The sequence below is a fragment of the Mesorhizobium sp. M0011 genome (assembly GCF_040324155.1).
Taxonomy (GTDB): domain Bacteria; phylum Pseudomonadota; class Alphaproteobacteria; order Rhizobiales; family Rhizobiaceae; genus Mesorhizobium.
The window spans coordinates 99,412-116,431 of record NZ_JAMYVQ010000010.1; the positions used below are offsets into that span (position 1 = coordinate 99,412).

Genomic DNA, 17,020 nt, shown 5'->3' on the forward strand with positions numbered 1-17,020 from the left:
CGCGGCGCAGGAAATCATTCAGCCGCTCGACCGCCTGGGTCGTCGACAGCGGGTTGCGAAGGATGCCGATTTCGAGGTCCGGCAGCACCGGAAGCCCTTCATTGCCGCCGACGATGCGCAGCGACGGTGGTCGTTGCGCAGGGCGAGGCCAGCCACCGCGAGCCCGGCCTGGACGACGGCGATCAGGCCAAGCAGAGAGGCGCTTGAATAGGTACAGCGATAGGAGCGGTCGGCATCGCCAAGCGCCTGCAGGACATTCATCCTGGCGGCGCAGCCCGGTTCGAACAAGGCGACCGGAAGCGGATCGGTCTCCCAGGCGACATGGTTTGATGAGGCGACCCAGACGAAGCGTTCCAGCCGGATCACCTCAAGCGGCTGCTCCGGCAAGCGGGTGATGATCGCCAGATCCAGCCGCCCCTCCGCCAGCGTCTTCACCAGCGCGGTCGACTGTTCGCAGATCAACTCCACCGTCACCAGGGGATGCTCCGCCGCGAAGCGTGAGAGCACGGGCGGCAGGAGGAAGGCGGCATAATCGTCGGGCACCCCCAAGCGGACGCTGCCTGTTTCCTTGGGCCGGGTGACACTTGCCCAGGCTTCATCCGACAGTTTCAGCAACCGGCGCGCATAGATCAGGAAATCCTCGCCGATCGCATTGGGAGTGACGGTTCTGGGACCACGCACCAGAAGCTGGTTGCCGACCATCTCCTCCAGCCGCTGCATCTGCATGCTGACCGCCGACTGGCTGCGGCCGACCCTGGGTGCTGCATTGGAAAGGCTGCCGCTCTCGACGACGGCGACAAAGGTTTTCAGCAGATTGAGATCGAGTGGCGCGGCCATGGTGCTATCAGTATATCGAATAGGTCATCACAAATCTATTCGCTTGTTTGAAGGTGGCGCCAGTGACCAGATGGTTGCTGGGATCGCTGGGAAACCACCACATGACGGACGCCTCGACAGCCCGCTTTCCGGCCGCGAGCCTTGCTCTGGCAATGATGATCGCCGGTACGGTCGGCGCCTTCGCCACGGAATCGGGGCTGCATCCCGTTGCCGTCGTCTTCTGGCGATGTGTGTTCGGCGCGATATTCCTTTTCTTATGGTGCCTGTTGCGCGGCTATCTGCCGGATCGGACGCTGTCGCCGTCTCGGCTTGCCCTTGCAGCACTTGCCGGCGTGTGCATGGTGCTGAGCTGGACGGCCTTCTTCGCCGGCTTCGCCATGACATCGATCGCCACGACGACGATTATCTACCATATCCAGCCGTTCTTCGTGGTCCTGATCGGTGTCGTCTTCCTCAAGGAGCGCATCTCGCTCGACCAACTGCTGTGGATGCTCGGTGCGTTTCTCGGCGTCGTGCTGGCCAGCGGCCTCGTCTTCGCGCACGGCCACGACGATGCCAACTGGGCGCCGGGCATTGCGCTGACGCTGGGCGGCGCAATGCTCTACGCCGTTACAACGATCCTCGCCAAGGGCCTTGGTCAGCAGCGCGCCGAAATTACGGTACTCTGCCAAACACTGGTTGGGGTCGTCATGCTCGCCCCGTTCGCCGGCATCGGCCAACATATTGCGCCTGCGTCATGGGGCTGGCTGCTCGGCATCGGCGTGCTGCACACTGGCATCGCCTACGTGTTGATGAATTCGGCCTTTCCGCGCCTGACGACACCGGTGATCGGCGTCATCACCTTCATCTATCCCGTCGTCGCCATCATCGTCGACTGGGCGATCTATGGGCATCCGCTCGGACCGGCGCAGGCTGCCGGCATGGCGCTGATTGCAGTGGCGACGCTGGGTGTGCGGCTGGGTTGGCGGTTTCCGAAGTGGCGTGTCTCGACCGTATGAGCCCGGTGCAATTCCAAGAAAAGCACATAGCGCTCCCCCTGGGAATTGCTCCAAAAACCAAGAGACAGAGTCAGCCCTTGATAAAGCCGATGAAGTCGTCGGGCGCGGCGCGGCCCATTTCTTCTTCCCAATGACGGCGGCAGAGCGAGACATAGACGTCCTTGCCGATCGCCACCTGCTCGCCCTGGCGCGCCACTTTGCCATCGGGGCCGAGGCGCACGACCATCGTCGCCTTGCGGCCGCAGCGGCAGATTGTACGCACTTCGCGCAAATCGTCGGCGATGGCCAGCAGCGCGCGCGAGCCGGAAAACAGCTTGCCCTGGAAATCGGTGCGCAGGCCGTAGCACATGACCGGGATATTCAGCCGGTCGGCGATGCGGGCGAGCTGCCAGACCTGCTCCTCCTCGAGGAACTGCGCCTCGTCGACGAAGACGCAATGCACTGACGTATGCGCGTGATGATCGGCGACGCGGGCGAACAGATCGTCGCCATCGCGGAACATCTCGGCTTCCGTCTCCAGGCCGATGCGCGACGAGATCACGCCGGTATCGCCCTTGCGGTAGTGGCCGGCGACGAACAGCATCGTGCCCATGCCGCGCTCGCGATAATTGTACGACGCCTGCAGCAGCATCGTCGTCTTGCCGGCATTCATCGTCGCGTAGTGGAAGTAAAGCTTGGCCATGCCGCTCTTTTAAGCCGACTTGGTGTCATGCGGGGAGGGGCCACCGGCGGCATTCCCCTGAAAAAGCCGCCTGTCCAGATAAAAGCTTCAGCCGTGTCGCTGATTGGCCAGCCCGCGCCGTTGATCGTGATTGTCTTAATGCTTGAAACCACACCAGAATGGTGTTTGGCTGACGAAACAAGGCGGGCATAGAAACCGTAGCTACGCTTCGCCAAAGAATCACAATGGGAGACTGTCTATGTCGCGTATGAACTCTTTCGTCGCCGGCCTCGGCCTGGCGGCTTTTTTGTCCACCAGCGCTGCCTTTGCCGGCGATCCGGCGAGCTGCAAGGCGGTGCGCCTTTCCGATGTCGGCTGGACCGACATCCAGGCGACGACCGGCATCGCCTCCGTGCTGCTGACCGCGCTCGGTTATGAGCCGCAGACGATCCAGCTGTCGGTGCCGGTGACCATGGCGTCGCTGAAGAACAAGGATCTCGACGTGTTCCTCGGCAACTGGATGCCGTCGATGACCAACGACATCAAGGACTATACCGCCGATGGCTCGGTTGAGACGATCAGCACCAACCTGACCGGCGCCGGCTACGGCATCGTCGTGCCGACCTATGTTGCTGACGCCGGCGTGAAATCGCTGACCGATATCGGCAAGTTCAAGGACAAGTTCAACGGCAAGATCTATGGCATCGAGGCCGGCAATGACGGCAACCGCATCATCCTCGACATGATCAAGAACCCGAAAGACAATCTCGAAGGCTTCGAGCTGGTCGAATCCTCGGAGGCCGGGATGCTGACGCAGGCCGAGCAGTCGATAAAGAGCAATGAGTGGATCGCCTTCCTCGGCTGGACGCCGCATCCGGTGATGGGCGCCATGAAGATCACCTATCTCGATGGCATGGGCGACAGCGGCTTCGGCGCCGCCACTGTCCATACCAATGTGCGCAAGGGCTACACCACCGAGTGCCCGAATGCCGGCAAGTTCATCGCCAACCTGAAGTTCAATCTCGACATGGAAGGCGAGATAATGGACGCGATCCTCAAGGGCGCCGACGCCAATACGGCTGCGACCGACTGGCTCAAGAAGCATCCGGACGCGGTTGCTCCGTGGATTGCCGGCGTGACCACGTTCGATGGCGGCGACGCCGCTGCAGCCGTGAAGACTGCGCTCGGAAGCTGAGCAGGTCTTGCGTTCGGCGTGACCGATCAAGAAGGGCAGTCACTGTAGAAGGGGCTGCCCTTTTTCATATCCTGTGACAAGATGACCGTCCGGCAAGGACGGCGACTGTCAAAGAGGGGCAAGATGGATCCGATTTCAAAATTCTTTGTCAGTTACAAGATCCCCATAGGCGAATGGGGCAAAGCGTTCTTCACCTTCCTTACCGACAATTTCAACACCTTCTTCCGCGGTCTCTCCGGCGGTTTGAATTTCCTGCTCGACGGAGTGGTCGACACGCTGCTGCTGGTACCGCCGGTCCTTCTCATCGCGCTGATTGCACTGCTTGCCTATTATCTGCAGCGATCGAGAGGCTTGGCCATGGCTGTCTTTCTCGGATTGCTGTTCATCCTCAACCAGAACCTCTGGAAGCAGACGGTAGAGACGCTGGTGCTGGTGGTTGCCGCCGCCGCCGTCTCGATGGCCATCGGTGTGCCACTCGGTATCTGGGCGGCGCACAAGCCGAAGGTCTATCGCGTCATGCTGCCGGTGCTCGATTTGATGCAGACGCTGCCGACCTTCGTCTACCTGATCCCGGTGCTGACGCTGTTCGGCCTCGGCAATGCGCCCGGCCTCATCGTCACCATCATCTTCGTCATCCCGACCGCGGTTCGTCTCACGCATCTCGGCGTTGTCTCGGTGCCGAAGTCGATCGTCGAAGCCGGCGAGGCGTTCGGCGCCACCAAGAGCCAGTTGCTGTGGAAGGTGGAGCTGCCCTCGGCGCTGCCCACCATCATGGCCGGTCTGACGCAGTCCATCATGCTGTCGCTGTCGATGGTGGTGTTTGCCGCACTGATCGGCGCCGGCGGCCTCGGCACCGAAATCAACCGGGCGCTGGGTTCGCGCAAGATCGACCTCGGGCTTGAGGCGGGCCTCGCCATCGTCGTCTTGGCCATCGTGCTCGACCGGATGACCCGCATCGCCGTTGGAGGCAAGAAATGACGGTCGCCGTCGATTTCCGGAACGTCGATATCGTCTTCGGCGCCGACCAGGCCGGATCGCTGAAGATGATCGACGCCGGAGCCAGCCGCGCCGAGATCCTCGACAAGACCGGCAATGTACTGGGTTGCGCCGGCGCCAGCCTGACCGTGAACGAGGGCGAAATCTCCGTGCTGATGGGTCTCTCCGGTTCGGGCAAGTCGACATTGCTGCGGGCGGTCAACCGGCTCAACGTGGTGTCGCGCGGCAAGGTGCTGGTCAAGGATGGCGACAAAACCGTCGACGTCGTCACCTGCGACGAGGCGACCCTGCGGCGCCTGCGCCAGAAACAGGTGGCGATGGTGTTCCAGCAGTTCGGCCTTTTGCCCTGGCGTACGGTGGAGGAGAATGTCGGTCTCGGCCTCGAACTCGCCGGCGTACCGGAAGCCGAGCGCAAGGAGCGCGTGCAACGCCAGCTCAAGCTGGTCAATCTCGACCAGTGGTCGAAGAAATACGCGCATGAGCTGTCGGGCGGCATGCAGCAGCGCGTCGGCCTGGCGCGGGCCTTCGCCACCGAGGCGCCGATCCTGCTGATGGACGAGCCGTTCTCGGCGCTCGACCCGCTGATCCGCACCAAGCTGCAGGACGAATTGCTGCAGCTGCAGGCCGAGTTGAAGAAGACCATCATCTTTGTCAGCCACGACCTCGAGGAGGCGCTGAAGATTGGCTCCCACATCACCATCATGGAGGGTGGGCGCATCGTGCAAACCGGCGCGCCGGAGGACATCGTGCTGCGGCCTGCCAACGACTATGTCCGCGACTTCATCGCCAATGTGAACCCGCTGTCGGTGCTGACCGCCTGGAACGTGATGCGCGACCGTCGCGATCTGGAGCACGGCAAGGATGGCTGGGTGTGGCTCGACCGCCGCAAGACGACGCGCTTCAAGATCGATGATCACGGGCTGGTGGCGGCGGCCGAACGCGACGGCAAGCCGGCGGTGTGGGTGTCCTGCGCCGACGTCGAAGCCCAGCCCGAGGAAGTAGCGCAGGTGTTCTGGGCCAACCCGGGCACCTCGCTGAAAACCGTCATGCTGGCCATGCACCGCTCGCAGACCGCTCCTGTGGCGCTGTTCGACGACCAGTCGCGCTTCGTCGGCGCCATCGGCATCCGCGATGTGCTGAGCGCGGTGCTGCGGCGGTAACGCCAAATTCGTGGACGCCGCCGCGGGCAGCGGAGGCTGCTTGAATGCTTTTTATGCCGCCAGCGGCAGGCGCAGTTGCGTCAGCAGGCCACCGCCCGGGTTGTTGGACAGGCGGATCTCGCCACCCGCGGCGCGCGCGATGTTGCGGGCAATGGTCAGGCCGAGGCCCAGACCGCCGGTCTGGCGGTTGCGCGATTGTTCGAGGCGCACGAACGAGCCGAACACGGCGTCGATCTGTGCCTGCGGTATCCCAGGCCCTTCATCGCGGATGGTGAGCAGGATCATGTCTTCCGACCGGCGCAGCGAAAGATGCGCCTTCTTGCCGTAGGTGACCGCGTTCTGCACCAGATTGGTGACGCAGCGCTTGAGCGCGACCGGCCGCGCCATGCAGATCAGCCCGCGCGAACGGGTCTCGTCGTCGAACGACACGTCGTCATAGCCGTCGGCGATCGATTCCACGAGCGACCAGAAGTCGATGCGTTCGTTCTTCTCTTCCGTCACCTCGAAGGTGGCGAAGTCGATCACCGAGCTGGCAATGCTCTCGACATCGGCGAGATCGTGCGCCAGCGCCTCGCGGACCGCCGATTTGCGCAACAGCTCCAGGCGCAGGCGCATCCTGGTCATCGGCGTGCGCAGATCATGCGCCAATGCCGCCGCCAGATGTTCGCGGTCCTCGACATATTCGCGCAACCTCGCCTGCATGGCGTTGATCGCCTTGGCGGCGGCACGGACCTCGCGGCTGCCGCTCTCGGCGATCGGTGGGCTCTTCAGATCCTTGCCGATCCGGTTCACGGCGGTTTCCATCATCCGGTAGGGCGCCGTCAGCCGGCGCAGCGACCAGATCGACATGATCACCACCAGCCCTGCGATCAGCGAATAAAGCGGCAGGCTGTCGAAGCTCAGGATCGGGCCGACGGGCGTGATCGGTTCGGTGAAGTTCAGCCATTGGCCGTCGGCGAAGCGCAGCGAGGCCGTCAGCTTGTCGCTCTGGGCGAAGTCGGCGGCCAGCACCAGAAGGTCACGCTCGACCTGTCCGATGTCGGGTCCCGGCGCCGTGCCGTCCGCGTCATCGGCCTCGCGCGTCGCCGGATCGCGGCGTACGCGTGCATCGGTGATGCCGAATTTCGACAGCCGGCCGACGAGGATGTCTTCGAGTTCGGCCAGTTCGTCGTCGCCGGCGATCGACGAAGTGACCGCCGGCGTGTCCGAGACGGTGAGCGCGTAGGTGGAGTTGAACAGGCCGGTCGCCGTCGCCTTGCGCTCGTCCGGACTGGCGTCATGCATGAGCTGAACCAGCGAGAAGGCACGGTCGTTGAGCCGGTAGAGGTCGACGACGCCGTTGGCGGCGGCGCGGTCGCGCGACACGATGTAAAGGGTCGCGACCTGGCTGATCAGCAGGCCGGCAATGACGATCAGCAGCACCCAGACAGGCAAGGTCTGCGGCAGGAAACGTCTCATTCGGAGGTCGTCTCGGGCAGGAACTGGTAGCCGCCGCTGCGTACGGTCAGGATCAGCTTGGGCGTCTTCGGGTCGTCCTCCATCTTGCGCCGCAGCCGGCTGACCAGGATGTCGATGCTGCGGTCGAAGGAATAGTCGCTGTCGCCGCCGGACAGCTCGATGAGCTGGTCGCGAGTCAGCACGCGCTGCGCGCTCTTGACGAAGGTCTGCAGCAGATTGAATTCGGCCATAGTCAGTTCGACCCTGACATCGTCGGGTGCGATCAGCCGGCGCCGAGCACAATCCATCGTCCAGCCGGCGAAGCGGTAGATCTGCTTGGTGGTGGCGCGCTTCGGCTCGGCGGCGCCATTGCGCCTGAGCACGGCGCGGATACGCGCCAAAAGCTCGCGCGGGTCGAAGGGTTTGGGCACATAGTCGTCGGCGCCCATTTCCAGGCCGACGACGCGGTCGGTCGTCTCGGTGACGGCGGTCAGCATGATGATCGGCGTCGAATACTGGGCGCGCAGGTCGCGGCACAGCTCCAGCCCGCTTTTGCCGGGCAGCATCACGTCGAGGACGATGAGGTCCACCTGGACGCGGCGCAGGATGGTCTCCATCTCGATGCCGTCGGCGGCAACCGAGGTGTGCAGGCCCCGCTTCTGAAAGAATTCCTGCAGCAGGTCGCGGATACCCTTGTCGTCGTCGACGATCAGTATGTGTGCGTCGGATTTCACAGCAGCCCTGTCATTGTTGCCAAGCCCTTCTGTCTTTGATTGCCAAGCCCTTCTGTCGCAACCCACACGATAGAATTCAGGCCATATGTTGGCCAGTGGCTATGACGGGTTCACACCGGCTTTCTCAGACACAATCCAGAAACAAAATTCTACAGTTCAGAAAAACTCCTGAAAAATTTCAAGGGCATAACTGGTCTCGTGGCGGTCAGGTCATCGGCTGCGACGCTAGTCTCCGGGTTTACGGGTAAACCGATGCCAAGATTGTCGATCAGTTTGTTGGGTGCGTTGCTGGGCTTCTGCCTGGTCACTGCCGCTGTCGGACAATCGGACGCAAAGGTGACGCTCACAACCCGGAGCGAACGGTGCGCCAATCTTAGCCACCAATTTGATGAAGCCCTCGAAACCCATGCCACGGCAACGCAGGTCACCGCGGCAAAGGCACTTCAGAGAAAGGGCAACCGGTACTGCGCCGCCAAGAAACAGGCGCAGGGCATCCGGATGCTCGCCAGTGCTTTGAAGCTGCTTGGAGTGACGCCGAACGACCCGGTTCAGTAACACTCCGAAACTTGACCCGCATAAAAAGGAAACGAAGCCATGAAAAAGTCCATCCTCTCCGCAACCGGTCTCGCCGTCGCTCTCGCCTTCGCGATGCCGGCTCTCGGCAACGCCGCCGCCACCACGACCGCTGCTCCGGCTGCTTCGACGACCACCGCTCCGGCGACTGCCGCTCCGGCCAAGGCTGCTCCGAAGAAGGTCGTCAAGAAGACCGTCAAGAAGCACAAGAAGGCTGCCGAGAAGGCCGTCAAGAAGGACGCCCCGAAGACCTAATAAGGTCCGGCGCAAAATGCCGGCCTGTTGACCAAGGCCGCTCCAGCTGGTTTCGGCTGGAGCGGCCTTCTTCCTGTCCGAACCGCTGAAGCCCTGACGTTGGCGATGAAGCGGGTCGATGGGTCCAACTGATCTTGACGAAGTCTGGCACCGGCAGCTTCCGCCTCGACTGACACTTAACCCGTTTGCAACGCCGACCGTGTAGGACAATCCGCATGAAGAAGCGGCTTTCGTCCATTTTGCGCTCGATGGTGATCGGCGGCCTGGTTGCCACCGGCGTCGCCAGGGTGCTGATCCTGTTCACCGCCAGCCCGGTGCCCGATCCGGCCACCGGACGCACCGAGCCTTCGCTGTTCGCGCCGGCGATTTCCACCAGCTGGGACTACATCACGCCGGCACAGACCTGGCTGCTGGTCGTGCTGACCGGCGCGACGCTGATCTGCGTCGCCGCGTGGCCGATCGCGACCTGGCTGGAACGCCGGGCGGATGCCGATGGAAACCGCTTTCGGTCCGATATGCCGTCGGCCACGGCCGCTCGGCAGATTCCCAGCCGCCGCATGTTCGGCCGTCAGGACCGTTGAACGGCAACCGACACTTTCCCACATAGTTGCGAATGGCCGCGCCCGCGGACATCGGCTTTGCGCGTCGCTCGAAATAGACGGCCGCTTTCGCTGGTGCCAGAATGGCGGCAAGGTTGCTACGCCAGAAGCAATTCACCGTTTCGTGGAAACGGTGAACTGTTCTGATCTTTTGTCTTGACGCAATTCCGGGCGGAAAACCATTTTACACTTTTCCTGGAATTGCTCTAACGGTCGGTTCCGATGCCTGAAATCACCACAAAACCGCGCGTCCAGGTCAAGCCGCAGGTCGAACGGCCAAAGCTCTACAAGGTCATCCTCATCAATGACGATTTCACGCCGCGCGAATTCGTGGTGACGGTGCTGAAGGGCGAGTTCAAGCTCAGCGAAGACCAGGCGCACCGGGTGATGATCACCGCGCATCGGCGTGGCGTCTGCGTCGTCGCCGTGTTCACCAGGGATGTCGCCGAGACCAAGGCGACGCGTGCCACCGATGCCGGCAAGGCCAAGGGCTATCCGCTGATGTTCACGACGGAGCCGGAAGAGTAGCCCTACCGTCCTTCGCGGTACCACATCGAACCCATTGCCAGAAGCAGCAGGCCGAGGCCGAGGAAGCCGCCGAACAGCGGCACGCGCGAGACGGCCTTGAGCACGCTGTCGTCCGTGGTGCGCAGTCCGATCCAGTCGTTGCCGGACGCGGCACCAGCCGAGCGCACCGGCACGATGGAGGGCAGCGTCACGTCGCTGCCAAGGGCTGTGGACGACGCCAGCCGGCGCACGCTGCCGCCGGTGGCTTCAGCCGGCGCCTTCAGCCGGCTTTCGGTGGAAATGACGTCGGCGAATTCCGGTGCGTTGACCGGCCCGACATGGGCGAGCGCGGTGAGGTCGCCATTGGCGACCTGATAGAGGCCGATCTCGCTGGTCTCGACGCTGCCGAGGAAGACGCCGGGCTCGGATTTCTCGAGCTTGACGGTCAAGGTCTTGCCGGACGGGGTGATGATCTGGGCGGGGCCGGGATCGTCGGCCATCGTCTGGCGGCGGATTTCCAGCACCATGCCGCGGCCGTCGGCGGTCAGCCGCTCTTCCTCGAGTTCAGGCTCCTTCATCAGCCAGTGGGCGATGCGCCGGTAGAGCTGGACATGCGGGCCGCCGCCCTCGAAGCCGCGCGCCCACAGCCAGCCCTGATCGGACAGCAGCATGCCGACGCGGCCTTCGCCCTTGCGGTCGAGCAACAGCAGCGGCCGGTTGTCGGCGCCCTTCATCACCACTGCGCCTTCGGGATTCTGCACGCCGATGGTGCGGAACCAGCGGCTCCAGTGCGGCGGCTCGGTAGCAGAGCCATCCAGCCCACGCGTCACCGGATGGCGCTGGCCGAGTTCGGTGAGGCGCGGATAGAAGGCCTTGTCGACCACCTCGCCGGTCGGCATCGCCGGCAGGGCGGACATCAGCGGCGTGCGCGCGATCGAGCTTTCGCCGGCATATTCGGGGCCGGCCGCGATCAGCAGCGCGCCGCCCTTTTCGACATATTCGGAGATGTAGTCGTAATAGAGGATCGGCAGCACGTCGCGGTGCTGGTAGCGGTCGAAAATGATGAGGTCGAAATCCTTGATCTTCTCGACGAACAGTTCGCGGGTCGGGAAGGCGATCAGCGACAATTCGTTGATCGGCGTGCCGTCCTGCTTTTCCGGCGGCCGCAGGATGGTGAAATGGACGAGATCGACCGAGGCGTCGGATTTCAGCAGGTTGCGCCAGGTGCGTTCGCCGGCATGCGGCTCGCCGGAGACGAGCAGCACGCGCAGATTCTCGCGAATACCGTCTATGAGCGCGATGGCGCGGTTGTTGGTGTCGGTCAGTTCGTCCGCCTCGCGGTCGATGGCGAGTTCGACGATGTTGCGCCCGGCACCCGGAATGGTCACCTGCAGCGGCATCGCCTGGCCAACGGTGGCGTGCTCGACCGCGACCTGTTCGCCATTGACCGAGACGCGCACATCGACAGGGCCGGTCTCGTTTTCGGTCGAGATGACGCGATAGGTCATGTCGAGCGGCTTGCCGACAAGGCCGAAGCGCGGCGCGTTCTCGAAGCGGATGCGGCGGTCCTTTTCGTGGTCGTTGCCGGTGATCAGGGCATGCAGCGGGGCGTTGAAATCGGGCGCGGCCGGGGGGGCGTCATGGACCTCGCCATCGGTGATCATGATGGCGCCGCCGATGCGTGACGGCGGCACGTCGCGGAAGGCGCCTTCAAGCGCACCGAACAGCCGTGTCTCGGTGCGCTCCTCGGCGGCCTCGGATTTGCCGGCCTCGACGACGCGCACGTCGAACTGCTTGAAGCGGCCAAGTCGCTGCTGCAGCCCGGCCAGCGCCTCGTCGGTCTGTTTGGTGCGGTCGCCGATATCCTGGCTCTGGCTGCGGTCGACAATGAGAGCAACGACGCTTTTCAGCGGCTCACGCTCCTCGTTGAGGAACACCGGGTTGAACAAAGCGGCGGCGAGCGCCAGAAGGGCGATGAAGCGGAAGACCGAACCGCGCTGGCGAAACCACAGGCCGACCAGCGCAAGCAGCGCCAGCGGCACCAGCGCCAAGGCCAGCAGTGGCCAGGAGATCAGCGGTTCGAAGGAGATCGACCAATTCATTCCTTACCCTCCCATCTGGGAGGGTCGATCCGCGGAGGTGCAATAAAAGACATCATCTTACTGCCCCAGCCGTTCGAGCAGTATGGGCACGTGCACCTGGTCGGATTTGTAGTTGCCGGTCAGCATGTACATCATGATGTTGACGCCGGCGCGCAGCGCGTAAATGCGCTGCATCGGGTCTGCCGGCACGGTCGGAAGCAGCGGATCGCCGTTCTCGTCGACCGCCCAGGCGCCGGCGAAATCATTGGCGGTGATCATGATCGGCGAGACGCCATCGCCGGTACGCACCGGCCGGTTCTCGGCGTTGCTGGCGTCGAGCGAGGCCTCGACCCAGAGCGGGCTGCCGGCGAAGCGGCCGGGGAATTCGGGCAGGATGAAGAAGGATTTGGTCAGCACGTGGTCGGACGGTACCGGTTCCAGCGGCGGCACGTTGAGGTTGCCGAGGATGTCGCGCAGCCGCTCCGTCGCTGGGCTGGTCGAATCGGCGCCGATGCCGTTGGCGAACTGGTCGCGGGTGTCGAACAGCACCGTGCCGCCCTGCTGCATATAGGCGTCGATGCGGGCGATGGCGGCCTGGCTGGGCATCGGGGCGGCCGGATCGATCGGCCAGTAGATCAGCGGATAGAACGACAGCTCGTCCCTCGATATGTCGACGCCGGCCGGCTCGCCCGGTTCTAGTGCCGTCTTTTCGACCAGGAAGCGGGTCAGGCCCTCGAGCCCGGCGCGGCTGATCGAATCGTCACCCGGCACGCCGGTCAGCACATAGGCGATGCGGGTCTTCGAAATCGCCTCGATGGCCACCTCGTCACCCGGCTTGGCGTCGTCGGCGCGGGCAAGGTCGGCATGACCGAACAGGCTACCCAGCGCAATAAGGACCGCGGCGGTGATTGCCACGGCACCGGCGCGACGCGGCCGGCGTGAAAACAGGCTGCCCATCCAGAACACCGCCAGCGTATCAAGCAGCATCAGCATCAGGGCGGTCGCGACCAGCGCGCCTTTCAAATTGCGCGATTCGTCAAAGGCATACTGGATCGAGGTGATGGGAACAGTGATTTGCGGGCGCGCCAGCGGAGCCAGCGTGCTGTCGGCTTCAAGCAGATTATGGGCAAATACACCTGTCTCGGAACCATAGAGACCGGGCGGGTTTTCAAAAGTCACCGGCAGCGCGCCGGCGCCCGGTACAAGCGGCCGCGCGTCCGGCGTCGGCGGCACCAGCGAGCCGTCGGCTGCAATCATGCGATAGGGCGCCAGCGACGCCGCGGCGGCTTCGGCATTGGCGATGGCCGCGCCCTGGTTGCGCGACAGCTGCACGATGCGGCGCAGCATCTCGACGAAGCTGCCAGAGATCGGCAGGTTCGACCAGGTTGCCTCAGGGGTGACGTGGAACAGCACCAGCGTGCCCTTGCCTTTCTTCAGTCCGGTGACCAACGGCGTGCCGTCGGCAAGGGCCGCCCAGGTGCGCTCGACGATATCGGGTGTCGGCTCGGCCAGCACCTGCCTGCTGACGGTGACCTCGGTCGGGGGCGCCAGATCGGCGAACGGGCCGGCCTTGGGGAATTCGGTGACAGGCTGCGGCGACGTCCATGACAGCGCGCCGCCGAGCGAACGCTCGCCGGTGCGAAGACGGACCGGCAGCAAATCGTCGTCATCGCCCGCGGTAGCCAGCCGCGAACCGGCGAAACGCACCAGCGTGCCGCCATTGTCGACCCAATCGACAAGCCTCTGCCGGACTTGTCCGGGAATGGTGCCGATATCGGCCATGACGATCATCGCGGGCTTCTGGTCGAGGATCTGCGGGATGGCGTCGGCAAGATCGGCGCTGGAGGGTTCGACCAGATCGGCGAATGGCTGCAGCGCCCGCCTGATGTAGTAGAGCGGCGACAAAAGCGGCTGTGCCTGGTCGGCCTCGGCCTGCGACAATAGACCGACGCGCCGCCGCTTGGAGCTTTCGTCGAGCACGCGGACCGCACCGGCCTGCCGCTCGCCGTCGAGCGCGATGGATGCGAAGTCGTTGCGCAGCTCGAACGGCACCGCCATGGTGCCGGTGGCGGTGGTTTCGCCAGGCGAAAAGGTCAGCGTAGCATCGGCGATGCGGCGGCCCTTGTCATCGAAGGCGCCGGCGGTGACCTGAGCCGGGGCAGGGTCGCCCGGCGCGCGGATGGCGGTCAGTGCAAAGCCGTCGACCTGGTTGTCGGCGGTGGTCAGGCCGGTCAGCGACAGCCTGTCTGCGGTTGCCCAGACGACACGGGTGGCATTTTTCGACAAAAGTGTGTTGAAGGCGGCTTCATCGCCTTTTGCCGCCAGGCCGTCGGCAAGCACGGCGACACTGGCCCCGGGCAAGGTCTCCAGCACGCCGGCGACGCGGGCATAGACGGCGGGCCGGTCGGTCGGGATCGGCCGCGGCTTGGCGGCACGCAGCCGGTCAAGGGCGGTGGCGGCATCGAACGGCCCGATCTCGGCATTGGCCTTTTCGGCGGTGAAGGCGATGACGACCGGCACGCCGTTGGAGCCGGCGTCGTTGATCAGCCGCTCGGCGGTGGCGACGCGTTTGCCCCAGTCGGCGGCACTTGCCCAGTCATTGTCGATGACCAGGGCAAGCGCTGCACCCTCGGCCGGCAGCTTTTCGCGCGGATTGAAGACCGGGTCGGCCAATGCGGCGACGATGAGGGCCGCCATCAAGAGCCTGAGCAGCGTCAGCCACCACGGACTCTGCTGCGGCGTCTCCTCGCGCTTCAGCACGCGGGCCAGGATCTTCAGCGGCGGGAAGATTTCGGTCTGCGGCTTGGGCGGCGTCAGCCTGAGCAGCCACCAGATCACCGGCAGTGCCAGGAGGCCCCACAGCACCATGGGGGCGCCAAAGGAAAGCGGCAGCCAACTCATGCGACAGCCTTTCCTGGCCGATCGCCACCGGCGATCGTGCCGGCACGACCGTCAGCGGTCGGCCTGACCGAGGGGCCATCAGTGGTCATCGCCATGTGCAGCCGCACCAGCGCGTCGGAAGCCAGCCGATCGGTGTGGTTGACGGTAAAGCTCCAGCCAAGCCGTTTGCACCAGGCTGCCAGTTCGTGTCGTCGGGCGGCGTAGAGCAGGCGATACTCATCCCCCAGCATTTCGGCGCGGCCGGCGGTCAGCTTGTCGCCGGTCTCGGGATCGGTGAACTCGGTTCGGCCAGCATAGGGGAAGGTCTCCTCGGCCGGGTCGGCGACCTCGATCAGGTGGGCACGTACGCCGTGGCGGGCCAGCACGTCGAGCCAGGCCATCGTCTCTTCGACGGGATCGAGGAAATCGCTGACGATGACGATGTCGCAGAAGCGCCTGATATCGGACAAATCGGGTTTTGCCGGCAAATCGCCGGCATGCATCAACTGGGCGGCGATGCGTTCGGCGCCGTTGCGGGCGGTGAACGGATCGGTGAGGCCCGGCCAGGCGATGCGCTCGCCGCTGCGCGACAACAGCTCGGCCATGGCCAGCGCCAGCACCAGCGCGCGCGATTGCTTGGAAACGCTGGCGCCGGTCGATTTGTAGAGCATCGACGGCGAGGGGTCGGCCCACAGCCAAACGGTATGGGCGGCTTCCCATTCGCGGTCGCGCACATAGGTGTGGTCGTCGCGGGCCGAGCGGCGCCAGTCGATGCGCGAGGAATCGCCCTCGACATAGGGCCGGAACTGCCAGAAATTCTCACCGATGCCGCGTTTGCGGCGGCCATGCCAGCCGGCGATCACGGTGTTGACGATGCGCCGCGCCTCAACCAGCAGGTCTGGCACAAGCGAGGCCCGCAACCGGCCACGGGCGAGCGCGTCACGCGTCGCTGCCGGAGCCTGGACCTCGCCGATGCGCGGCATCAAATCCCTTTCACGAGTTTCGCCACCACGTCACGCACGCTGGTGCCTTCGGCGCGGGCGGCGAAGGTCAGCGCCATGCGATGCTGCAGCACCGGCTCGGCCAGCGCACGCACGTCGTCGACCGAGGGCGCCAGCCGTCCGTCGTAAAGCGCGCGCGCCCTTGTGCACAGCATCAGCGCCTGGCTGGCGCGAGGGCCGGGGCCCCACGCGACGTTCTTGTCGGTTTCGGCGTTGCCTTGGCCGGGACGCGCCGAGCGCACCAGCGTCAGGATCGCTTCGACGACGCTTTCCGGCACCGGCATGCGGCGGATCAGCGTCTGGATCTCCTTCAGCCGCACCGGCTGCAGCACGTTTTGCGCTTTCGCGTCCTCGATGCCGGTGGTTTCCAGAAGGATGCGGCGCTCTGCCTCGATTTCGGGATAGAGGATATCCACCTGCATCAGGAAGCGGTCAAGCTGGGCCTCGGGCAACGGATAGGTGCCTTCCTGCTCCAGCGGGTTCTGGGTTGCCAGCACATGGAAGGGGGCCGGCAGGTCATGGCGGGCGCCAGCAATGGTGACGTGGTATTCCTGCATGGCCTGCAGCAGCGCCGACTGGGTGCGCGGCGAGGCGCGGTTGATCTCGTCGGCCATCAGCAACTGGGCGAAGATCGGCCCGGGAATGAAGCGGAAGGAGCGTTTGCCGGTCTCGTCCTGCTCCATCACTTCGGAGCCGAGGATATCGGACGGCATCAGGTCCGGCGTGAACTGGATGCGACGCGAATCGAGGCCGAGCACGATGCCAAGTGTTTCGACCAGCTTGGTCTTGGCGAGGCCCGGCACGCCGACCAAAAGCGCATGTCCACCGGCCAGCAGCGCCACCAGCGTACGCTCGACGACGCTTTCCTGTCCGAAGACGACCCGGCCGACCCCGTCGCGGATCCGGGAGATGTCGGCAAGCGCCTTTTCGGCCTCGGCGATCATGTCCTTTTCGCTGATCGGGCTTTCCTTGACCATCACGCTCATGCCGCATCGATCCTTGTGGTTGGAATACCATGGCTGGAACAACGGCTGCACCATACCATAAGTTGCCGCGATTCGGCCTCGCGTGGCGCCTATGTCGAAACTTAAATCACAGACTTAGGC

Annotated in this window: 16 protein-coding genes; 8 read left to right on the plus strand and 8 right to left on the minus strand. The window is 64.3% G+C overall.

Annotated features, from left to right (window positions below):
• Window positions 1–18: 18 nt before the first annotated feature.
• Complete coding sequence (locus NKK51_RS14025) at window positions 19–837, minus strand: LysR family transcriptional regulator (protein WP_352553409.1); 819 nt, start codon at window positions 835–837, stop codon at window positions 19–21.
• A 101-nt stretch (window positions 838–938) separates the two neighbouring features.
• Between NKK51_RS14025 and NKK51_RS14030 the strand changes: the two genes are divergently transcribed.
• Complete coding sequence (locus NKK51_RS14030; RefSeq protein ID WP_352553411.1) at window positions 939–1,835, plus strand: DMT family transporter; 897 nt, start codon at window positions 939–941, stop codon at window positions 1,833–1,835.
• 70 nt (window positions 1,836–1,905) lie between these two features.
• On the opposite strand, the gene NKK51_RS14035 is transcribed toward NKK51_RS14030, so the two are convergent.
• Complete coding sequence (locus NKK51_RS14035) at window positions 1,906–2,517, minus strand: thymidine kinase (protein ID WP_352553413.1); 612 nt, start codon at window positions 2,515–2,517, stop codon at window positions 1,906–1,908.
• A 238-nt stretch (window positions 2,518–2,755) separates the two neighbouring features.
• On the opposite strand from NKK51_RS14035, the gene NKK51_RS14040 reads away from it, so the two are divergent.
• From NKK51_RS14040 to choV, 3 genes are all read left to right on the plus strand, one after another.
• Window positions 2,756–3,691 (plus strand): choline ABC transporter substrate-binding protein, encoded by a 936-nt coding sequence (locus tag NKK51_RS14040; RefSeq protein ID WP_352553415.1) that lies wholly within the window; start codon window positions 2,756–2,758, stop codon window positions 3,689–3,691.
• Window positions 3,692–3,814: 123 nt separating this feature from the next.
• Window positions 3,815–4,669, plus strand: coding sequence for a choline ABC transporter permease subunit (choW, locus tag NKK51_RS14045; protein WP_352553417.1), 855 nt, complete (start codon window positions 3,815–3,817; stop codon window positions 4,667–4,669).
• A complete protein-coding gene (gene choV / locus NKK51_RS14050) occupies window positions 4,666–5,847 on the plus strand; it encodes a choline ABC transporter ATP-binding protein (RefSeq protein ID WP_352553419.1) in 1,182 nt (393 codons plus the stop codon). The genes choW and choV overlap by 4 nt, the downstream gene beginning before the upstream one ends.
• Before the next feature lie 51 nt (window positions 5,848–5,898).
• Here choV and NKK51_RS14055 read toward each other — a convergent pair whose 3' ends face one another.
• Window positions 5,899–7,305, minus strand: coding sequence for an ATP-binding protein (locus tag NKK51_RS14055; RefSeq protein ID WP_352553421.1), 1,407 nt, complete (start codon window positions 7,303–7,305; stop codon window positions 5,899–5,901).
• A complete protein-coding gene (locus tag NKK51_RS14060; RefSeq protein ID WP_013529960.1) occupies window positions 7,302–8,018 on the minus strand; it encodes a response regulator in 717 nt (238 codons plus the stop codon). Before NKK51_RS14060 ends, NKK51_RS14055 begins: the two co-directional genes overlap by 4 nt.
• A 252-nt stretch (window positions 8,019–8,270) precedes the next feature.
• On the opposite strand from NKK51_RS14060, the gene NKK51_RS14065 reads away from it, so the two are divergent.
• The 4 genes from NKK51_RS14065 (at window position 8,271) to clpS (ending at window position 9,973) form a co-directional block, all read left to right on the plus strand.
• Entirely contained in the window at window positions 8,271–8,573 is a 303-nt protein-coding gene (locus NKK51_RS14065; RefSeq protein ID WP_023809859.1) for a hypothetical protein, read from the plus strand.
• A gap of 39 nt (window positions 8,574–8,612) precedes the next feature.
• The gene (locus NKK51_RS14070) at window positions 8,613–8,846 is read left to right on the plus strand and encodes a hypothetical protein (RefSeq protein WP_013529962.1); all 234 of its coding nucleotides are present in this window, start codon (window positions 8,613–8,615) and stop codon (window positions 8,844–8,846) included.
• Window positions 8,847–9,061: 215 nt separating this feature from the next.
• On the plus strand, window positions 9,062–9,427 hold the full coding sequence (locus tag NKK51_RS14075) for a hypothetical protein (protein ID WP_352553423.1): 366 nt from the start codon (window positions 9,062–9,064) through the stop codon (window positions 9,425–9,427).
• A 240-nt stretch (window positions 9,428–9,667) separates the two neighbouring features.
• The gene (gene clpS / locus NKK51_RS14080) at window positions 9,668–9,973 is read left to right on the plus strand and encodes an ATP-dependent Clp protease adapter ClpS (RefSeq protein WP_023809857.1); all 306 of its coding nucleotides are present in this window, start codon (window positions 9,668–9,670) and stop codon (window positions 9,971–9,973) included.
• A gap of 2 nt (window positions 9,974–9,975) precedes the next feature.
• Here clpS and NKK51_RS14085 read toward each other — a convergent pair whose 3' ends face one another.
• Genes NKK51_RS14085 through NKK51_RS14100 form a run of 4 tightly spaced genes read right to left on the minus strand, consistent with a single transcriptional unit; the run spans window position 9,976 to window position 16,900 of the window.
• Window positions 9,976–12,054, minus strand: coding sequence for a hypothetical protein (locus tag NKK51_RS14085; RefSeq protein ID WP_352553424.1), 2,079 nt, complete (start codon window positions 12,052–12,054; stop codon window positions 9,976–9,978).
• Window positions 12,055–12,111: 57 nt separating this feature from the next.
• Complete coding sequence (locus NKK51_RS14090) at window positions 12,112–14,934, minus strand: DUF4159 domain-containing protein (protein ID WP_352553426.1); 2,823 nt, start codon at window positions 14,932–14,934, stop codon at window positions 12,112–12,114.
• Window positions 14,931–15,896 carry a DUF58 domain-containing protein gene (locus NKK51_RS14095; RefSeq protein WP_023809854.1) on the minus strand — a complete coding sequence of 322 codons (966 nt, stop codon included), beginning with the start codon at window positions 15,894–15,896 and terminating at the stop codon, window positions 14,931–14,933. Before NKK51_RS14095 ends, NKK51_RS14090 begins: the two co-directional genes overlap by 4 nt.
• A complete protein-coding gene (locus NKK51_RS14100; RefSeq protein ID WP_352553428.1) occupies window positions 15,896–16,900 on the minus strand; it encodes an AAA family ATPase in 1,005 nt (334 codons plus the stop codon). Before NKK51_RS14100 ends, NKK51_RS14095 begins: the two co-directional genes overlap by 1 nt.
• Window positions 16,901–17,020 lie beyond the last annotated feature (120 nt).

Bases quoted from the DNA above. Each gene is read 5' to 3' on its own strand.
- NKK51_RS14025 (WP_352553409.1), bottom strand. From the start codon at position 837: ATGGCCGCGCCACTCGATCTCAATCTGCTGAAAACCTTTGTCGCCGTC.
- NKK51_RS14030 (WP_352553411.1), top strand. From the start codon at position 939: ATGACGGACGCCTCGACAGCCCGCTTTCCGGCCGCGAGCCTTGCTCTG.
- NKK51_RS14035 (WP_352553413.1), bottom strand. From the start codon at position 2,517: ATGGCCAAGCTTTACTTCCACTACGCGACGATGAATGCCGGCAAGACG.
- NKK51_RS14040 (WP_352553415.1), top strand. From the start codon at position 2,756: ATGTCGCGTATGAACTCTTTCGTCGCCGGCCTCGGCCTGGCGGCTTTT.
- choW (WP_352553417.1), top strand. From the start codon at position 3,815: ATGGATCCGATTTCAAAATTCTTTGTCAGTTACAAGATCCCCATAGGC.
- choV (WP_352553419.1), top strand. From the start codon at position 4,666: ATGACGGTCGCCGTCGATTTCCGGAACGTCGATATCGTCTTCGGCGCC.
- NKK51_RS14055 (WP_352553421.1), bottom strand. From the start codon at position 7,305: ATGAGACGTTTCCTGCCGCAGACCTTGCCTGTCTGGGTGCTGCTGATC.
- NKK51_RS14065 (WP_023809859.1), top strand. From the start codon at position 8,271: ATGCCAAGATTGTCGATCAGTTTGTTGGGTGCGTTGCTGGGCTTCTGC.
- NKK51_RS14070 (WP_013529962.1), top strand. From the start codon at position 8,613: ATGAAAAAGTCCATCCTCTCCGCAACCGGTCTCGCCGTCGCTCTCGCC.
- NKK51_RS14075 (WP_352553423.1), top strand. From the start codon at position 9,062: ATGAAGAAGCGGCTTTCGTCCATTTTGCGCTCGATGGTGATCGGCGGC.
- clpS (WP_023809857.1), top strand. From the start codon at position 9,668: ATGCCTGAAATCACCACAAAACCGCGCGTCCAGGTCAAGCCGCAGGTC.
- NKK51_RS14085 (WP_352553424.1), bottom strand. From the start codon at position 12,054: ATGAATTGGTCGATCTCCTTCGAACCGCTGATCTCCTGGCCACTGCTG.
- NKK51_RS14090 (WP_352553426.1), bottom strand. From the start codon at position 14,934: ATGAGTTGGCTGCCGCTTTCCTTTGGCGCCCCCATGGTGCTGTGGGGC.
- NKK51_RS14095 (WP_023809854.1), bottom strand. From the start codon at position 15,896: ATGCCGCGCATCGGCGAGGTCCAGGCTCCGGCAGCGACGCGTGACGCG.
- NKK51_RS14100 (WP_352553428.1), bottom strand. From the start codon at position 16,900: ATGAGCGTGATGGTCAAGGAAAGCCCGATCAGCGAAAAGGACATGATC.